This window comes from Kitasatospora sp. NPDC015120 (genome assembly GCF_043080305.1).
In the GTDB taxonomy this organism is placed as follows: domain Bacteria; phylum Actinomycetota; class Actinomycetes; order Streptomycetales; family Streptomycetaceae; genus Kitasatospora.
In genome coordinates this window covers 457,182-473,459 of the sequence record NZ_JBIBVJ010000002.1, presented here as the reverse complement: position 1 = coordinate 473,459, position 16,278 = coordinate 457,182, and the positions used below count along the sequence as shown (strand labels likewise).

Below are 16,278 nucleotides of genomic sequence, written 5' to 3'. Positions count from 1 at the left end.
GAGATCCCGGATGAGCACCGGAGACGGGTACCCGGTCGGCGCGGTGGCGAAGATCGCCAAGGTGACCGTCCGCACCCTGCACCACTACGACGAGATCGGCCTGCTGTCCCCCCGGGGCCGCACGCCGGCCGGCTACCGCCGGTACGACGAGGCCGATCTCGGGCGGTTGCAGCGGATCCTGTTCTACCGCGAACTCGGGTTCTCCCTGGAACAGGTCGCGGCCGTCCTGGACGACGATTCGGTGAGTCCGAGCGAGCACCTGCGGCGTCAGCACCGGGTGCTGACCGACCGCATCGCCCATCTCCAGCGACTCGCCGCGGCCGTCGAACACGCCATGGAGGCAGAGAAGATGGGCATTCAGCTGACCCCGGAGGAGAAGTTCGAGATCTTCGGCGAGCACTACCGCGAGGAGTGGGAGACCGAGGCCGAGCAGCGCTGGGGCGACACCGCCGCCTGGGCGGAGTCCCAGCGCCGCACCGGCGGCTACGACAAGGCCGACTGGGAGCGGATCAAGGCCGAGACGGACGCGCTCAACGCCCGCCTCGCCGAGGCCTTCACCGCCGGCGAGCCCGCCGACGGCGGCCCGGCCACGGACCTCGCCGAGGAGCACCGGCAGCACATCCGCCGGAACTTCTACGACTGCACCTTCGAGATCCACCGCGGCATCGCCGGGATGTACCTCGCCGACCCGCGCTTCACGAAGGTCTACGAGGACCTCGCCCCCGGCCTCGCCCGGTGGCTGCACGACGCCATGCTCGCCAACGCGGACCGCCGCACCGGCGGACAGGCGTAGCGACGGCCGGACGGGGGCGGATCCCGGCCCGCCCCCGTCCGGGCCGGGAGCCGCCCCCGTCCGGGCCGGACGGAAGGAGGCCGATGAGTGGAATCGTTCCGGCCAGTGCGAAATTTTCTTCGAACACCCCACAACCCCGGCGGGACTTGGGCGTCTGACTGGGTGAGGGCCGATCCGGCGCGGGTCCGACCGAGCCGGTGCCGGGCCTCGCCGCACAGGCCGAGTCCGACTACCACGGGGAACCCACCATGCGCCCGTCCACCGTCCGGCGTCTCGTCGGGACCGTTCCGCTGGCGGCCGTCGTCGCCGGTGCGGCCGGCTACGCGCTGCTTCCCGCCGAGGAGGGCACGGAGTTCCGCCGGGTGCGGCCGGCCGGGGCGGCACCGGCCGGGGCGGCGTGGATGCGGTCGGCGCTGGCCGCTCCGGTGGCCGAGGCGGGCGCACCGGAGTTCGCACCGGTCGCCCTGGCCGTCCAGGCCGCGGCGCCCGTGCCGACGACGGGTCCCGGCCCCGTGCCCGGCAACTCCCCGGCCTGGCCCGAGGAGATGCCCGGCGCGGTCGCGGAGGCCGTCGACGTTTCCCTGCGCCCGCTCGCCGGCGCCTGGGAGATCCAGGCCGGCGGCAGCTACCTCGACTTCGAGGTCACCTGGACCAACACCACCCGGCAGCGCTACGACGAGGTCGTCCCGGTGGTGCGGGTGCTCCCGTACGACCACCCGGCCGCCCTGGCCGGCCCCGGCAGGACGTCCAAGGGGATGCTGGACCGCAAGGACCTCGACGAATGGCGCGAGGTGAAGCTGAACCAGCCGGGCGTGGGCAGCGGCCCCCAGCCGGGCGCGTTCGCGCTCGACCCCGGCGAGAGCCGGACGGTCCGCTACCGGCTGACCCTGTCCGCCGGCAGCCCGTCGGGCCGGCTGCCGGTCCAGGCCGAGGGCTGGATCGGCCGCAGCGCCAAGGCGGTCCGGGCCGGCGGCGCGCAGGCCCGGGTGAACGTGAAGGTGGACCAGCCGGTCCAGCTCTCGACGACCAGGCCCACCGAGGGGTCCAGGGGCCGGCAGCCCTCCGAGGTGCAGGTGGAGCTGGCCAACCTGGACGGCTACGCCCAGCACACCGTCACCCCCGCCCTGGCGGTGTCCGACCTGGGGTCCTCGAACGGCACCCACGACCTGACGCCGGCGGACCTGACCGCCGAGGTGCTGGCGGGCGGCGAGTGGCGCCGCCTCGACGGGGCCCTCGACGCGCAGGGCCGGGTCCGGCTGGACACCACCGGGCTCACCCGGGTGCTCGGGCCGGGCGAGAACGTGCTCTACCGGTTCCGGCTCAACGTGCCGGCGGGCTGGATGCCCGACCGGAGCCTCTGGACGGCCGCGGGCGCCGACGTCGACGGCCGGGCCCTGCCCGAGCGGTCGGCGGCCGTTCCCATGCTCGCCCGGTAACGGCGCGAACCGATCGAACCGGGCCGGACCGTCCACTCCGACCGGTCCGGCCACCCGAAGACGATGTCCTGACGCGCCGGCGTGGAACCGGAACGCCGTCGGGGGGAGAGCGAAGACGGATGTCCATGGCCATCGAGCCGGCCGCCCGGACCGACCGGGGGTGGGGAGCGGCCCTGCGCGGCCTGGTGACGCTGCTGTTCGGCGCCCGGGAGGCGCCGCAGGGCGGGGGCGAGGTGCTGGACATCCCGGTCGCCGCGCAGTCGGCCGGGCGGCGCCGCGCCGGGTTCCGGCTGCTGCCCGGCGGCGGCCGGACGCCCGAGGGGCGGCCGACGCTGACCGACCTCTACCTCACCCACCGGCTCAGCCTGGTCCGCCTCGCGGTGCTGCTGGTCGACCACCAGGACCAGGCGGAGGACGTCGTGCAGGAAGCCTTCGCCAAGCTCTACCAGCGGCACGGCGAGCAGCTGGACGACCTGGACAACGCGCTGGCCTACCTGCGCACCGCCGTGGTCAACGGCGCCCGGTCGGTGCTGCGCCGCCGCCGCACGGCCCGGGAGTACGTGCCGCCCCACGAGGCCGACGCACCGTCGGCGGAGGACCACGCCGTCCTCCACGACGAGCACCGCCGGGTGCTGGTGGCCCTGCAGGAGCTGTCCCCGCGCCAGCGCGAGGTGCTGGTGCTGCGCTACTGGTCCGACCTGTCGGAGTCGGAGATCGCGGAGATCCTCGCCGTGTCCCGCGGCACCGTGAAGTCCACCGCCAGCCGGGCCCTGGACGCGCTGGAGAAGAAGCTGGAGGACGCCCGATGAGCGAGGAGCGGCGCCCCACGGCCGACGGGGAGCACGGCGGCGGTCCGGTCCCGGGCGGCGAGTCCCCGGTGGAGTGCCTGCTCCGGGAGGCCATGGCGGCCCGCGTCGCCCGGATCACCACCCAGGACCTGCGTCCCGCCGATCCGCCGTCCGGCCCCCGGACGCGGCGCCGGCCCGCCTACCTGGTGGGCCTGCCGCTGATGGGGCTGGCGGCGGCGACGGTCATCGGCCTGCTCTCCGTGCCCGGTGACACCCTGGCCGACAAGGGCGACGACACCCCGGCGGCCACGATGAGCACCAGTGCCGACCCGAGCCCGGGCCCGGATCCGCTGGCCCCGGCCGAGCAGTCCGTCGACCCGCTCGGCCGCCCGGCCGGAGCGCCGGCCCCGAGCGGGCCGCCGGATCCGGGCGGCGCCTCCGCACCGGACGCCCCCGGGGCGTCCGGTGCCACCGGGGACCCCGGCGGCACCGGGGCGGGCAGGGGCCGGCCGGGCGCCGCCGGGGCCTCCCCGCCGCCGGGCGGGGCGGCGGCCGGAGCGTCCGGGGCGGGTGATCCGACCGCGGCCACCGGTGGGGTGGCGCGCCCGTCCCAGGGCATCGCGCTGAGCTTCGAGGGCCTGGAGAAGAAGGAGGCGACGGTGGGCGCCGGCCCGGTGGCCTTCTCGGTGACCTGGCACAACACCACCGAGCAGGCGTACGGGAAGGTGGCCCCCGTGGTGGCGGTCCGCTCGCTCGCCGCGGAGGGCGGCGGGGGCCGGTCGCTGCGCGGCCGCCTGCAGCGCGAGGACGAGGGCGGCTCCTGGACCGACGTGCCGCTGACCGAGGCGTCGGGCAACTACCTGGCCTCGGGCGACGAAGCGGCGTTCCCGCTGGCCCCCGGCGCCTCCCGGACGCTGCGCTACCGGCTGGACCCCTCGATCGACAGTGCGGAGGGAACCCTGCTGATCGAGGCCCTGGCCCTGACGCCGGCCACCCCGCAGCGCACCGTGGAGGCGTCGGTGCTGACCGCCCTGCGGCTGTCCGAGGCCCCCGCCGCCGCCCGGATGGCACCCGAGTTCACCGTCGCCCTCGCCAAGGACGACGGCGGGGCCGACCCGCAGCGCGCCACGTTCACGATGACCGTCCGCAATCCCGGTGCGGCGCCGCTGGCCTCGGTCCTTCCGACCGTCCTGCTGAGCGGGACGGAGGCGGCGAGCCAGATCATGGTCCAGGCCGGGTACGGCACGGACGGGCGGCGCAGCCTGCCGGTCACCCGGAACCAGGCGGGGCTGAGGGTGGTCGACACCTCCCTGCTGGAGCGGCTGGTCCGGCCGCACGAGTCGACGACCTTCTCGTTCTGGCTCAGCGTGCCGGAGGGCTGGCTCTCCGACCCCGAGAGCTTCACCGTGGTCGTGGGGGTCAGCGGGGACGGACGGGAGGCCGCACCGGTCGTGATCCACCCGTCCCTGGCGATCGCCGGCCGGTGAGAGCGGCGGGTGAGAGCGGCGGGTGAGCAGCGGCCGGCGAGAACGGCCGGGGACCGCCGGCCCCCCAGAACGCCGCCGGCGGTCCGGCCCCCACTGCTCGGGGGCCGGACCGCCGGCGGCTCGGACGGCCGCCGGCTCAGGCCAGCGAGGCCATCCACGCCTCGACGTCCTCGGCGCGGCGCGGCAGGCCGGCCGAGAGGTTCTCGTTGCCGTCGGCGGTGACCAGGATGTCGTCCTCGATCCGGACGCCGATGCCGCGGTACTCCTCCGGGACGGTCAGGTCGTCCTGCTGGAAGTACAGGCCCGGCTCGACGGTGAGCACCATGCCGGGCACCAGCAGCGCGTCGACGTGCTCCTCGGTGCGCGAGTGGGCGCAGTCGTGGACGTCCAGGCCGAGCATGTGGCCGGTGCCGTGCAGGGTCCAGCGGCGCTGCAGGCCCAGCTCCAGGACCTTCTCGACGTCGTACACCGAGGCGTCCAGCAGGCCCCAGGCGAGCAGCCGTTCGGCGAGCACCCGCTGCGAGGCGTCGTGGAAGTCGCGGAACCGGGCGCCGGGCTTCACGGCCGCGATGCCGGCCTCCTGGGCGTCGTGGACGGCGTCGTAGATCTTCCGCTGGAGCGCGTCGAAGCGGCCGTTGATCGGCAGGGTGCGGGTGACGTCGGCGGTGTAGAGGGTGCTGGTCTCCACGCCGGCGTCCAGCAGCAGCAGCTCGCCGGGGCGGACCTCGCCGTCGTTGCGCACCCAGTGCAGGGTGGTGGCGTGCGGGCCGGCGGCGCAGATCGAGCCGTAGCCGACGTCGTTGCCCTCGACCCGGGCGCGGCGCCAGAAGGTGCCCTCGATCCAGCGCTCGGAGGTGGCGACGGCCTGGCCGAGCTCGCGCACGCAGTCGGTGAAGCCCTTGACGGTGGCCTCGCAGGCGGCGCGCAGCTCGCCGATCTCCCACGCGTCCTTGACCAGCCGCAGGCCGCTCAGGAACTCCTTGAGCTCGGCGTCCCGGCCGGCGTCCAGCGCGCCGTCGAGCGCGGCCTCCAGACCGGCGTCGTAGCCGCGCACGATGCGGGTCGGCACGCCGTCCGCGGCCCGGGCGGCCAGCTCGTCGGCGGCCTTGCGGACGTCGCGCACCGGCAGCCCCAGCAGCTGTTCCTGCTCGGTGAGGCTGTGCCGGCGGCCGACCCACAGCTCGCCGTGGCCGTCCAGCCAGAACTCGCCGTTCTCGCGGTCGGAGCGGGGCAGCAGGTAGAGGTCGAAGGTGTGGCCGGCGGGGCCCGCGGGCTCGGCGACCAGCACGGCGTCCTCGGTCTGGTCGCCGGTGAGGTGCACGTACTCGCTGGCGGCGCGGAAGGCGTAGTCGCAGTCGTTGGACCGGACCTTGAGGGTGCCCGCCGGGACGACCAGGCGCTCGCCGGGGAAGGCGGCGGACAGCTTGGCGCGGCGCTCGGCGGCGTACGGGGCCTGCGGGACCGGGGTCAGGCCGCGCAGCTCGGTGTCCGCCCAGCCCGACTTCATCGAGGCGGCCAGTTCGTCGGAGACCTCGGAGTAGAGGCCGTTCTTGCGGCCCTTGAACTGCTGCGGCTCCTCGTCGCCGCCGACGGCCTCGGGGTTCTCGGCCACCGCGGGGGTGCGGTCCTCGGTCACGTACGTCGCCTCCTTGCGCGTGGTGCCGCCCGGGGCGCGTCGGATCGCGACACAGGTGGGCGGCCGTGCGTCCATGGTACGGACGCCCGGCCGCTCACCCGTTCGGGCCTTCGCCCGGCCCGTTCGAACGGGCCGGGCGGGCCCCGCTACTCGAAGCGCGCGGCGAGCAGCACCAGGTCGTCGGTGTCCGGACCGTCCCGGCGGCCGGTGGTGTCCTGCTCGGCCGCGGCCGCCACCAGGTGGGCGCAGAGCCGGTCGGGGTCGGTCCGCACGTCGCGCGGGGCGTCGGCGGCGGCCCGGCGCAGGTTGGCCTGCCCGGCGTGCAGGGTCGGGCCGAAGCGGTGGGCCAGCCCCTCGGTGTAGAGCACGAGGGTGTCGCCGCGCTCGGCGGTGAACTCGACCCCGGGCGCCTCCCAGCAGGAGAGCACGCCGAGCGGCGCGGAGAGCGAGGTCTCCACGAACTCGGCGCCGTAGCGGGTGACCAGCACCGGCGGGCAGTGGCCGGCCCCGGCCAGCGTGACCCGGCGGCCCTCCGGCTCCACCCAGGCGTAGACGGCGGTGGCGGTGCGGGCCGGCTCGGTGGTCTTCAGCAGCAGTTCGAGGTCGCCCAGGACGGACACCGGGTCCTCGCCCTCCAGCACCGCGTACGCCCGCAGCGCGGCCCGCACCCGGCCCATCGCGGCGGCGGCGCCGGGGGCGGAGCCCGGTCCGGCGCCCGGCCCGTCGCCGGAGACGGAGCCGACGGTGAGGCCGACCGTGCCGTCCGGCAGCGGGATGGCGTCGTACCAGTCGCTGCCGCAGGAGCGGTCCAGCCCGGCCGCGACCAGCCGGGCGGCCAGCCGCAGGCCGGCGGGCCGGGGGAGGCGGTCGGGCAGCAGACCGCGGCGCAGCGCCTCGGTGGTGCGCCGGACCTTCTCCGCGTCGAGCTGCTTGGCCAGCAGCGGGGCGGCCACCGCGCAGTAGCGGCGGGCCAGCTCGCGCTGGCGGCCGGTGGGGCCGGCGGGCTCGTCGTAGAACCAGAGCACGGCGGCCAGCGGGCCGTCCTCCTCGGTGGCGAGCGGCAGCCCGTAGCAGCCGCCGATGCCGAGGTGGCCGGCGAGCTCGCGCAGCCGGGCGCCGATCGCCGGGTCGCCGGCGAGGTCGTGCGAGGCCAGCTCGGCGGGCCGGTCGTGCGCGCGCAGCAGCCGGGCGAGCAGGCTCTGGTCCGGCGGAACGGTCTCCAGCGAGCCGAGGCTGGCGCGGTCCATGCCGAGGCCGACCGGCTGGCTGGGGCCGCCGCCGGGGAGCGCGGTGACCAGCAGGGCGCGGTCGGCGCCGAGCAGCGCGGCGCCGGAGGCGAGCACGGCGTCCAGGGTCGCGGACAGGCCGCGGGCGCGGGCGAGCCGCTCGGTGTGCTCGTGCAGGCTGGTGAAATCGGACAGGCGTCCGGCCAAACGGTCCTGCACTCCGGCGGCGGAGGCGTCGGGACGTTCACCGTCGGGCGCGCCGGGGGCGGACGCGGCACGGTCCGCGCCCTCGCCGGCGCCCGGCAGCTCGCCGGGCGTCAGGGCGTCCGGCCGTCCGGACCGCTCCGCGTCCGGCTCTCCGCCCGGCCGCGCGGCGGACGCGGCCGGATCGTGGAAGCCGGGCGGGTCCAGCACGGAGAGCCCGCTGGCACCGCCGGGTTCGGCGGGCTCGGAGGACGTCGACGGTGGGGGGGACTCGGTCATGCCGCCACTCCTGACGCGGTGGTGCGTGTCACGCGGATCATGCGGAACCCCCAGGTACGGCCGTTTGGAGCGAGCACGGCCAAAAGGGCGCGTTTCGCCTCGATTCGCTACTACTCGTCATTGATCGACAGCAATGCCACCACTTCTACACAGGCCATTCGGGGCATGTCCAGAGCCATGACAAGGCTGGTGGCCGCCGTCGCGCCGGGGCGGGCCCGGTCAGGGGGCGCGTTCCGTTCCGCGCGCGCCGGTCGAGTGCACCGCGGTCCGGCGGGACGGGGCGCCTCCGCCCGCCGGGCATGGAGCGGCCGGTGAGCGGGCAGAACCGGGGGGACGGCTCCGGCGGCCGTCCGGATCGTATGCCCCTGGCGCCGGCCGGCCGGGTCGGCCGGAAGCGACTCACTCGTACGGTGGAACCAACCGCGGCCGGGCGGCGTCCATCCGGTCGCATACGGGATTCTCGTTCCAAGGGCTGTTCTATTCCGCAGCCCTTTCACATCGTGCTCCACCGCGTGCTCCAGGCCCGCGCCGTTGTCCGCACCGCCGTCCGTACCGCCGCCCCGCCCGCCGCCCGGCTCCGGCCCGGCCCCCGGTCCGTTCCGACCCGGCTTCCGGCCGGATCCCTCCGTCCGGCTTCGCGGGCCGGTCCGGCGTCCCCGGACGCGCGGCGGCGGCCGGTCCGGCGGCCGCGGGGCGGAGCCAACCGAGCGGTCACGGAAAGGAACGGGTGCCAATGCGCGACAACCCACTGCGCGACGACCCGAGGAGCCGGCCGGCGGCCAGGGCGGCCCGGCTGGCCGGCGCCCTGACGGCGGCCACCGGCTACCGCTGGCCCGTCGTCCCCGGGGCCGTCCTGCTCACCGGCGGACACTGCTCCTGCGGTGACCCGGACTGCCCGGTGCCGGGCGCCCACCCGCACGACCCGCCGCTGCTCGCGGCCACCACCGACGCCCGGATGGTGCGCTGGTGGTGGGAGCGGCGCTGCCCGGACGCCCCGGTGCTGACCGCGACCGGCCGCACGGTCTGCGCGGTCAGCCTCCCCGCGGCGGCCGGCGCCCGCGCGCTCGCCTACCTGGCCGCCCTGCGGCTGCGGCTCGGGCCGGTCCTGGCGATGCCCGACCGGTACGCGATGCTGGTCGCCCCCTGGTCGCTCGACGCGCTCGGCGAGGTGCTCGTCCAACTCCCCTGGGTGCCCGGATCGTTGCGCTACCACGGGAGCGGCGGCTTCCTGCCGCTGCCGCCCGGCGGCGGGGACGGCGACCGGGTGCGCTGGGTGCTGCCGCCCCGCCAGGGGGCCGACGGCGGCGTCTGGCTGCCGCAGGTCGAGCCGCTGCTGGGCGAGTTGGTGGCGGCGGCGGTCCAGCTGGACAGCGGCCGCTCGGCGTACTGACGATCCGTCGTCCGCGTACTGATCGGGCACGGCCGACCGGCCCCGGCGTGGGGCGTTCGGAAAACAAAAGATCCGGCCGCTGGCGACGGGGGATGCACCAGCGACCGGACTCTTTAGACAGTAACAAGGATCCGCGCCCGCGCCAATTTCCAAGACGCCCTCGCAGCCCGGAAATTGCGGGTTGCGGGCGCCAATGTGACGCGTATCACGCCGATCCGCCGGGCGCGCCCCGGCGTTCCGTCCCGCCTTTAGTTCAGGGTGACCTGACGGTTCACCAGGTTGGCGCGGGCCCGCCGCTCGTCGGCGGTGAGCGGGGCCGGGTCGGCGAGCGTCGCGGCGAGCCGCTCGGCGAACTCCGCGGCCGGCTTCTCGCAGTCGGCCGCGGTCATCGCGAGCGGCAGGTCCCAGACCGGAACGGTCAGGCCGTGCGCCCGGAACGAGCCCACCAGACGGGTGTCCGGGCCGAGCGAGGACTCCTCGGCGGCGGTCAGCCGGGCCAGCGCGTCCAGCAGCTCCTCCTCCGGCACCGTCATCACCCAGCGCAGGTGGTTCTTGTCCGGGGTGCCGCACCAGTAGGCGGAGTCGACGCCGGCGAGCTTCTCGGTGGGGATCGCCGAGGCGTTGGCGCGCTCCAGCGAGGCGGCCACCTCGCCGGTGGCGGTCTCGGCGTCCTCCAGCCAGAACTCGAAGCCGGTGTGCACGGTCGGCTCGAAGGCGGCGGTGCCGTCCAGCAGGTCCTGCAGACGGCGGCCGCCCGGCACGGTCCGGCGGGCCGGCACCGGGGTGCCCGGGGCGGTGGCCAGCGCCAGCTCCAGGGCGTCCGCGAGGTCGCGGCTCAGGTCGCCGGAGGACGACTGGGTCTGCAGGCCGAGCAGGATCGAGCCGTCCTGGCGCCGCAGCGCGGGCCACGCCAGCGGCAGCACGGTGGCCAGGGTGACCGACGGCACCTCGCCCTCGGCGGTCCCGGCCACCCCGGCGGCCAGCGTCAGCGGCACGGTCGCGGCGGGCACCAGCTCGCGCAGCGCGACCCAGTCCGCCTCGCCCGGCAGGCCCTCGAACGGGCGGTGCACCAGCTCCTGGACGGCGTGCGAGGCCTCGCGGCCGTGGCAGGCCTTGTAGCGGCGGCCCGAGCCGCAGGGGCAGTTCTCACGGGCCCCGACCACGGGGATCTCGCCCGTGGCGGCGGGGGTGGACTGGCTGCGCTGCGGCGCCTTCTTGGCGGCCTTCTTGCCCATGGTGCGGCTCTCCCGGGAACGGTGGTGTGGTGCTCCCGTCAGCCTACTGACGTTCCCCGGGCGCGTGGGCGTGCGCCGGGGCGCGGACGGGCCCGCCGTGCCCGCTGCCCGGGCGCCGCGCCCTCCGGCCGCTCAGACCCCGGCGTGCCCGCCGTCATGGCCGTGGTGCCCGCCGCCGTGGCCGGGGTGCCCGCCCTCGTGGTGCCCGCCGCCGGGGTGCCCGCCGTCGCGGTGTCCGCCGCCGGTGCGCCGGGCGTGCCGGGCCCGGGCCGGCAGGGCCGCCCAGACGGTCACCTCGCCGGGGGCGTCGCGCACGCCCCAGTCGCTGGCCAGCTGGTCCACGATGCTCAGCCCGCGGCCGCCGTGCGAGGTCAGCGAGGGGCTGGACGGTGACGGCCGGGTCTGCGCCCCGCCGTCGGTGACCTCCAGGGTGAGCACGCCGTCGGCGTGCATCTGCCAGCGGACCAGGACACCGCCGGCGTCCTCGCCGGCGTCGCCCGGTGCGGCGGGCGGCCCGCCCGTCCGGCCGCTCTGCGACGGTCCGCCGACCAGCAGCGGCTGGACGGCCCCGGCGCGGGCGCCCCGGCCGAGCGCGGGCATCGGCCCGAGTGGCCGGGCGTAACGACAGGCGTTGCTCAATAGTTCGGAAAGGATCAGAACGGCATCATCAATGACCGGTTCCGGTATCTCGCGGTCTCCCAGATCTCGACGCAGTCGGCGCCGCGCGACCCCGACACTCGCTGGGCCGTGCGGCACTGCCATGGTCGATGAAGTCGGCACTTCACGCGCCACCATCAACGCCACCCCCGGACCTCCTTCAGCGTATGCCGAGGGATGGATGCCCCTTGGCAATACGTCGGAAACGACCGCGCGGCGATCCCGCGCGGACATTTCCGGCCCGTCCACCGTCGGTGCGCGACAGGTGATTCGGTGCTCACCCTCCGTCGTGAAACTGTATGAATTGCGGCAGAAATCGTCGCCGAAAGGTTTGAGTCCCTACCAAGACGATCAACGGCCGGCGGTGGTTGAACGGTTCACCACGTACCGGCCCCGTGCGCCGGGTCGGCCCGGGTCAGCGGCCGAGCTGGGCCAGCACCTCCGCCGGGCGGTTGGTGATGATCGCCGACACCCCGAGCTCCAGGCAGAGCTCGACGTCGGCCGGCTCGTCGACGGTCCACACGTGCACCTGGTGGCCCAGCTCGCGCAGCCTGGTCACCAGCCCCGGCCTGGCCCGCACCAGCTCGATGCCCGGCCCCGCGATCCGCGCCCCGCCCGGCAGCGGCGCGCCCGGGCGCAGCCGCCCGCGCAGCACCAGGCCGCGCTCGAACAGGAACACCCGCGGGTACTGCGGCGCGGCCGCCGCCACCCGGGCCAGCGCGACGGAGGAGAAGCTCATGATCCGGGCGTTGACGCCGTGCTCCCGGGCGGCCGTCCCGCCGCCGTGCGCGCCGCCGCGTTCCGTTCCGCCGCCCGCCGCGCCGCCGTGCGCGCCGCCGATCCCGAACCGGTCCAGCATCCGCAGCAGCTCGGACTCCACCCGGCCGCGGAACCGCACCGGGTGCTTGGTCTCGATCGCGAGGTCCACCGGGCGCCCGCAGTCCACGACCAGCTCCAGCAGGCTCTCCAGCCGCAGCACCCCGCGCAGCTCCGGGTCCTCGCTCGGCCGGCCGGTCTTCCAGGCGCCGAAGTCGTGCGCCTCCAGCTCCGCCAGCGTCATCGCGGAGACCGTGCCCCGGCCGTCCGAGACCCGTCCGATCCGCCGGTCGTGCACGCAGACCAGGTGTCCGTCGGCGGTCACCCGCACGTCGCACTCCAGGGCGTCCGCCCCCTCGCCGAGCGCCCGGCGGTAGGCGACGAGGGTGTGCTCGGGCAGGGCGAACGAGGAACCGCGGTGGGCGATCACCTGGACGGGCGGGGCGGTGCGGGTCGTCGTGGGCGAGACATCGGGGCTGGTCACGCCCTCCACGATAGGCCGCGGACATGACGAGGAGGCGAAGACGGCCCCAACCCGGGGGGCCGTCTTCGCCTCCGTGCCGGTGGCCCGGCGGGCGTCAGCGCGCGGCGTCCCGGCCCCGGGTGAGCGGGGTGAGCGCCCAGGTGGCCAGGGCCGGCACCAGGAAGCCGAACAGCGAGGCCGAGGTCCACTCCTGCGGCGTGAAGTGCAGCGCCTCCTGCGCGGAGGTCCAGAGGTCCGTCCACCAGCCGGCCACCGCGGTCGGCGCGATCAGCTGGTACGTGGCGAAGCCCAGCGCCCACGGCAGCAGCATCAGCCAGCGGGACGGCGCGTCGGCGGAGAGGTCCCAGCCGCGCCGCCCGGCGCCGAGGAAGTAGTCCACCGCCAGCACCGCGAACATCGGGACGAAGACCGAGCCGATCAGCCCCAGGAAGGCGTAGTAGGAGTCGGTGAACTCGGTGATCTGCAGCGCGAGCACGGTGATCAGCACGCCGGTGCCGCCGGTCAGCACCCGGCGGTCGGCCTTCGGCAGCAGGTTGTGGACCGACATCGCGGTCGAGTACACGTTGGCGAAGGACTGGTCGGTCTCGCGCAGCACCAGCACCAGCAGGAACAGCCAGCCGGCCCAGACGCCCAGGAAGGAGTCGAAGATCCGCTCCGGGTCCCCGTCCGCCTGCAGCAGCGCCATCAGCCCGAGCACGTAGCACCAGACCTGCGCCACCGTGTAGCCGGAGAAGCTGCCCCAGAACGCCGAGCGCGGGGTGCGCGAGTGCCGGGTGTAGTCGGCGGCGAGCGGCACGAAGGAGATCGACACCGCGATCATCGCGTCCGTCGCCGGCAGGAAGCCGTGCCAGTTGCCCGCGCCCGGGTCCGGGACGCCGTTGCGGCCGAGCTGGACGGTGAAGTACACCATCGCGACGGCCACCGCGGCCGCGACGAAGCGGCGCAGCACCGCGATCGCGCCGAGCGGCCAGATGGTCAGCGCGGTGGTCAGCGCGCCGGCCAGCACGACGAAGGCCCAGCGGTAGCCCTCGGCACCGGTGACGGTCTGGGCGCCGAGCGCGATCGTCAGCAGCTCGTAGACGCCCCAGCCGATGCACTGGACGATGTTGAGCACCGTCGGCACGTAGGACAGCCGGGTGCCGAACAGGCCGCGCAGGTTCGCCATGGCCGGCGCGCCGGTGCGGGCGCCGATCAGCGCGGCCACGCCGAGCATCGCGGTGCCGACCACGGTGCCGGCCACGATCGCGGTGACGGCGGCGGCCAGCGACAGCTCGCTGCCCTTGGCACCGAGCACGGTCGCGGCGGTGGTGAAGCCGATCAGCGAGACGCCGAGGTTCATCCAGAGCGCGAAGTGGTCGCGGAAGCCCAGGGTGCGGGGCGGTTCGGTGTCCAGCACCAGCGGCGCCTCGGCCCGGGCCGGGGGCTCCAGGACGGCGGTGGCCGCCGCGGCGGCGGAACCGGGGGCGGTGCCCGCGGCGTCCTGCGAGGAGGGGACGCCCGGCGACGAGGGCGCGCCCGAGGACGAGGATGGCGAAGCAGGCGGCATGGCCGATGTCTCCCTACGCCGGCATTACCCGGACAGGTTCCGGCGGTCTGCGCCCCCTCGACGGCCGTCCACGGGGTCCGTGGCGTACGGTCGACCGGCGCACTCTCAGCCTGGTGTGGGTCCAAGCTCCCGCGTGTCAGTTCGGAGCGACAGGCTAGTCGGCGCGGGGGAGAACGCCAAGGCCGGCGGGTTCGGGTGCGGCGCTGCGCGGGCCGTCGGGACCGGCTAAGGATTCTTATGAGTTCTTCAGAAGGGTCCTTACGGCAATCGAATCGGGTGTGCGAAAAACTATGGTTGTTGGTCCTGTCAGCTATGGAGGTCGTCCGTGAGCACCGAGCGCGAGGTTGGGTCCACCGGGCCGCAGGGGGAGCAGCCCTCCGTCGGCCAGGGGCCGGTGGGTTCCGCTTCTGACGGTCCGGCGCAGCAGCCTGCGGCCGGTCCCGCCCCCGCAACGACGCCCGCGGCCGACCAGCCGTCCCAGCCGGCCGAGGGGGGCTCCGGCGGGTTCACGCCCACGCTGGCGTTCGGCAAGCTGTCCGCCCCGGAGCCGGCCGGCGCCCCCGAGCCCGCCCCGGCCGCCGACGCCGGCTACCTCGACGCCCCGCCGCCGGTCCTGCCGCCCGCCGCGCCCGCGGCCCCGGCCGCGCCGGCCGCCGCCCCGTACGGCGGCAACCCGTACGCCACCCCGGCCCCGGGCACCCCGGTGCCCCCGGCGCTCGCCGCGCACGACCCGTACGCCGCCCCGGGCGCCCCGCAGGGCCAGGACGCGACCGGCCGGCACCACCACCCGTTCGGCGCCGGCCAGCCGCTCGGCGGCTGGGGCGCCCCGCACGACGTCACCCCGGGCGCGCCCGGTGCGCCCGGCGGTCCCGGCGGCCCGCTCGGCTACCCGGGCGAGTACCCCGGCGCGCCCGCCCCCGGCGGCCCGCGCAAGAAGCGCGGCGGCCTGATCGCCCTGGTCGCGGCCGTCGCCCTGGTGGCCGGCGTGGCCGGCGGCGCGGTCGGCGTGGCCGTCGCGGACCGCGACGGTTCCACCGTCAGCGCCAGGAACGACCGCAGCTCCACCACGGTCCAGGCCAACAACACCCAGAAGAACGAGCCCGCCCCGGGCTCGGTCGCCGGCATCGCCCAGAAGGCGCTGCCCAGCGTCGTCACCATCAAGGCCCAGGGCAACGGCGAGTCCGGCACCGGCACCGGCTTCGTCTTCGACACGGAGGGCCACATCCTCACCAACAACCACGTGGTCGCCCCGGCCTCCGCGGGCGGCAAACTGACCGTCAAGTTCGCCGACGGCTCCTCCTACAACGCCTCCGTGCTCGGCCGCGCCGAGGGCTATGACGTGGCCGTCATCAAGCTCGACAGCCCGCCCAAGGACAAGCTGACGCCGCTTCCGCTGGCCGACTCCGACAAGGTCAACGTCGGCGACTCCACCATCGCCATCGGTGCCCCGTACGGCCTGGAGTCCACCGTCACCACCGGCATCATCAGCGCCAAGGACCGCCCGGTCGCCTCCGGCGACGAGACCGGCGCGCAGGCCTCCTACATGAACGCGCTGCAGACCGACGCCTCGATCAACCCCGGCAACTCGGGCGGCCCGCTGCTGGACTCCGGCGGCGGCGTGATCGGCATCAACTCGGCGATCCAGTCCAACACCTCCAGCAACGGCCGGGCCGGCTCCATCGGCCTGGGCTTCGCGATCCCGATCAACCAGGCCAAGTGGGTGGCCGACACCCTGATCAAGACCGGCAAGCCGGTCTACGCCAAGCTCGACGTCCTGCGCAACGACGACTACAAGGGCGACGGCGCGCAGATCCAGACCCGCGACGTCCAGGGCCAGCCGGCCGTCACCCCCGGCGGCGCCGCCGACCAGGCGGGCCTCAAGCCCGGCGACGTCATCACCAAGCTCGGCGGCAGCCCGATCGAGAACGGCCCCGCCCTGGTCAGCAAGATCTGGACGCACAAGCCCGGCGAGACCGTCGACGTCGAGTACACCCGCAACGGCCAGACCGCCACCACCAAGGTCACCCTCGGCACCCGCGTCGGGGACAACTGACCCCGGCCCGCCCGGGAAACCCTGTGCACCGAACCCCGCCGGACCCGTTAGGCTGACCTCCGCCTGGAGAGCTGCCCGAGCGGCCTAAGGGAACAGTCTTGAAAACTGTCGTGCGGTGACCCCGTACCGTGGGTTCGAATCCCACGCTCTCCGCCGGTAGGAGAAGAACCACCTGCTCAAGGCGGGTGCCGACCCGAGGTCGGCACCCGCCTTCGTGCGTTCTGCCGGGTTCACCTGAACGGGGGGTT

Annotated in this window: 12 protein-coding genes, 1 tRNA gene and 1 riboswitch; of the genes, 7 read left to right on the top strand and 6 right to left on the bottom strand. The window is 75.4% G+C overall.

The features are described from left to right. Window positions 1-10 precede the first annotated feature (10 nt). The 4 genes from ACF1AK_RS06895 (at window position 11) to ACF1AK_RS06880 (ending at window position 4,504) form a co-directional block, all read left to right on the top strand. A complete protein-coding gene (locus ACF1AK_RS06895; protein WP_391497696.1) occupies window positions 11-793 on the top strand; it encodes a MerR family transcriptional regulator in 783 nt (260 codons plus the stop codon). Window positions 794-1,041: 248 nt separating this feature from the next. Continuing rightward, window positions 1,042-2,229, top strand: coding sequence for a hypothetical protein (locus ACF1AK_RS06890; RefSeq protein WP_391497695.1), 1,188 nt, complete (start codon window positions 1,042-1,044; stop codon window positions 2,227-2,229). A gap of 119 nt (window positions 2,230-2,348) precedes the next feature. Further along, the gene (locus ACF1AK_RS06885) at window positions 2,349-3,038 is read left to right on the top strand and encodes an RNA polymerase sigma factor (RefSeq protein ID WP_391497694.1); all 690 of its coding nucleotides are present in this window, start codon (window positions 2,349-2,351) and stop codon (window positions 3,036-3,038) included. Continuing rightward, window positions 3,035-4,504, top strand: a complete 1,470-nt coding sequence (locus ACF1AK_RS06880) for a hypothetical protein (RefSeq protein ID WP_391497693.1) — start codon at window positions 3,035-3,037, stop codon at window positions 4,502-4,504. The genes ACF1AK_RS06885 and ACF1AK_RS06880 overlap by 4 nt, the downstream gene beginning before the upstream one ends. 136 nt (window positions 4,505-4,640) lie before the next feature. On the opposite strand, the gene ACF1AK_RS06875 is transcribed toward ACF1AK_RS06880, so the two are convergent. Next, window positions 4,641-6,140 (bottom strand): aminopeptidase P family protein, encoded by a 1,500-nt coding sequence (locus ACF1AK_RS06875; RefSeq protein WP_391497692.1) that lies wholly within the window; start codon window positions 6,138-6,140, stop codon window positions 4,641-4,643. 146 nt (window positions 6,141-6,286) lie between these two features. Continuing rightward, a complete protein-coding gene (locus ACF1AK_RS06870; protein ID WP_391497691.1) occupies window positions 6,287-7,849 on the bottom strand; it encodes a PP2C family protein-serine/threonine phosphatase in 1,563 nt (520 codons plus the stop codon). A gap of 733 nt (window positions 7,850-8,582) precedes the next feature. Here ACF1AK_RS06870 and ACF1AK_RS06865 point away from each other — a divergent pair. Then, complete coding sequence (locus ACF1AK_RS06865; protein WP_391497690.1) at window positions 8,583-9,239, top strand: bifunctional DNA primase/polymerase; 657 nt, start codon at window positions 8,583-8,585, stop codon at window positions 9,237-9,239. A gap of 248 nt (window positions 9,240-9,487) precedes the next feature. Here ACF1AK_RS06865 and ACF1AK_RS06860 read toward each other — a convergent pair whose 3' ends face one another. The 4 genes from ACF1AK_RS06860 to ACF1AK_RS06845 all read right to left on the bottom strand — a co-directional run bounded on the left by ACF1AK_RS06860 (window position 9,488) and on the right by ACF1AK_RS06845 (window position 13,977). Beyond that, the gene (locus ACF1AK_RS06860; RefSeq protein WP_391497689.1) at window positions 9,488-10,474 is read right to left on the bottom strand and encodes a DUF5926 family protein; all 987 of its coding nucleotides are present in this window, start codon (window positions 10,472-10,474) and stop codon (window positions 9,488-9,490) included. Window positions 10,475-10,606: 132 nt separating this feature from the next. Beyond that, the gene (locus ACF1AK_RS06855; RefSeq protein WP_391497688.1) at window positions 10,607-11,278 is read right to left on the bottom strand and encodes an ATP-binding protein; all 672 of its coding nucleotides are present in this window, start codon (window positions 11,276-11,278) and stop codon (window positions 10,607-10,609) included. 268 nt (window positions 11,279-11,546) lie between these two features. Next, a complete protein-coding gene (locus tag ACF1AK_RS06850) occupies window positions 11,547-12,431 on the bottom strand; it encodes a glycerophosphodiester phosphodiesterase family protein (RefSeq protein ID WP_391497687.1) in 885 nt (294 codons plus the stop codon). A gap of 94 nt (window positions 12,432-12,525) precedes the next feature. Further along, window positions 12,526-13,977, bottom strand: coding sequence for a purine-cytosine permease family protein (locus ACF1AK_RS06845; protein WP_391497686.1), 1,452 nt, complete (start codon window positions 13,975-13,977; stop codon window positions 12,526-12,528). Beyond that, window positions 13,975-14,116: riboswitch (TPP riboswitch) on the bottom strand. (Overlaps the previous gene by 3 nt.) A gap of 186 nt (window positions 14,117-14,302) precedes the next feature. Here ACF1AK_RS06845 and ACF1AK_RS06840 point away from each other — a divergent pair. Both ACF1AK_RS06840 and ACF1AK_RS06835 read left to right on the top strand, forming a co-directional pair. Continuing rightward, a complete protein-coding gene (locus ACF1AK_RS06840; RefSeq protein WP_391497685.1) occupies window positions 14,303-16,030 on the top strand; it encodes a trypsin-like peptidase domain-containing protein in 1,728 nt (575 codons plus the stop codon). Between the two features lie 65 nt (window positions 16,031-16,095). Further along, a tRNA-Ser gene (locus tag ACF1AK_RS06835) sits at window positions 16,096-16,183 on the top strand. The last annotated feature ends 95 nt before the right edge of the window (window positions 16,184-16,278 follow it).

Excerpts from the sequence above, each read along its gene's own strand:
- ACF1AK_RS06895 (WP_391497696.1), top strand. The coding sequence starts at position 11 with ATGAGCACCGGAGACGGGTACCCGGTCGGCGCGGTGGCGAAGATCGCC.
- ACF1AK_RS06890 (WP_391497695.1), top strand. The coding sequence starts at position 1,042 with ATGCGCCCGTCCACCGTCCGGCGTCTCGTCGGGACCGTTCCGCTGGCG.
- ACF1AK_RS06885 (WP_391497694.1), top strand. The coding sequence starts at position 2,349 with ATGTCCATGGCCATCGAGCCGGCCGCCCGGACCGACCGGGGGTGGGGA.
- ACF1AK_RS06880 (WP_391497693.1), top strand. The coding sequence starts at position 3,035 with ATGAGCGAGGAGCGGCGCCCCACGGCCGACGGGGAGCACGGCGGCGGT.
- ACF1AK_RS06870 (WP_391497691.1), bottom strand. The coding sequence starts at position 7,849 with ATGACCGAGTCCCCCCCACCGTCGACGTCCTCCGAGCCCGCCGAACCC.
- ACF1AK_RS06865 (WP_391497690.1), top strand. The coding sequence starts at position 8,583 with ATGCGCGACAACCCACTGCGCGACGACCCGAGGAGCCGGCCGGCGGCC.
- ACF1AK_RS06860 (WP_391497689.1), bottom strand. The coding sequence starts at position 10,474 with ATGGGCAAGAAGGCCGCCAAGAAGGCGCCGCAGCGCAGCCAGTCCACC.
- ACF1AK_RS06845 (WP_391497686.1), bottom strand. The coding sequence starts at position 13,977 with ATGCCGCCTGCTTCGCCATCCTCGTCCTCGGGCGCGCCCTCGTCGCCG.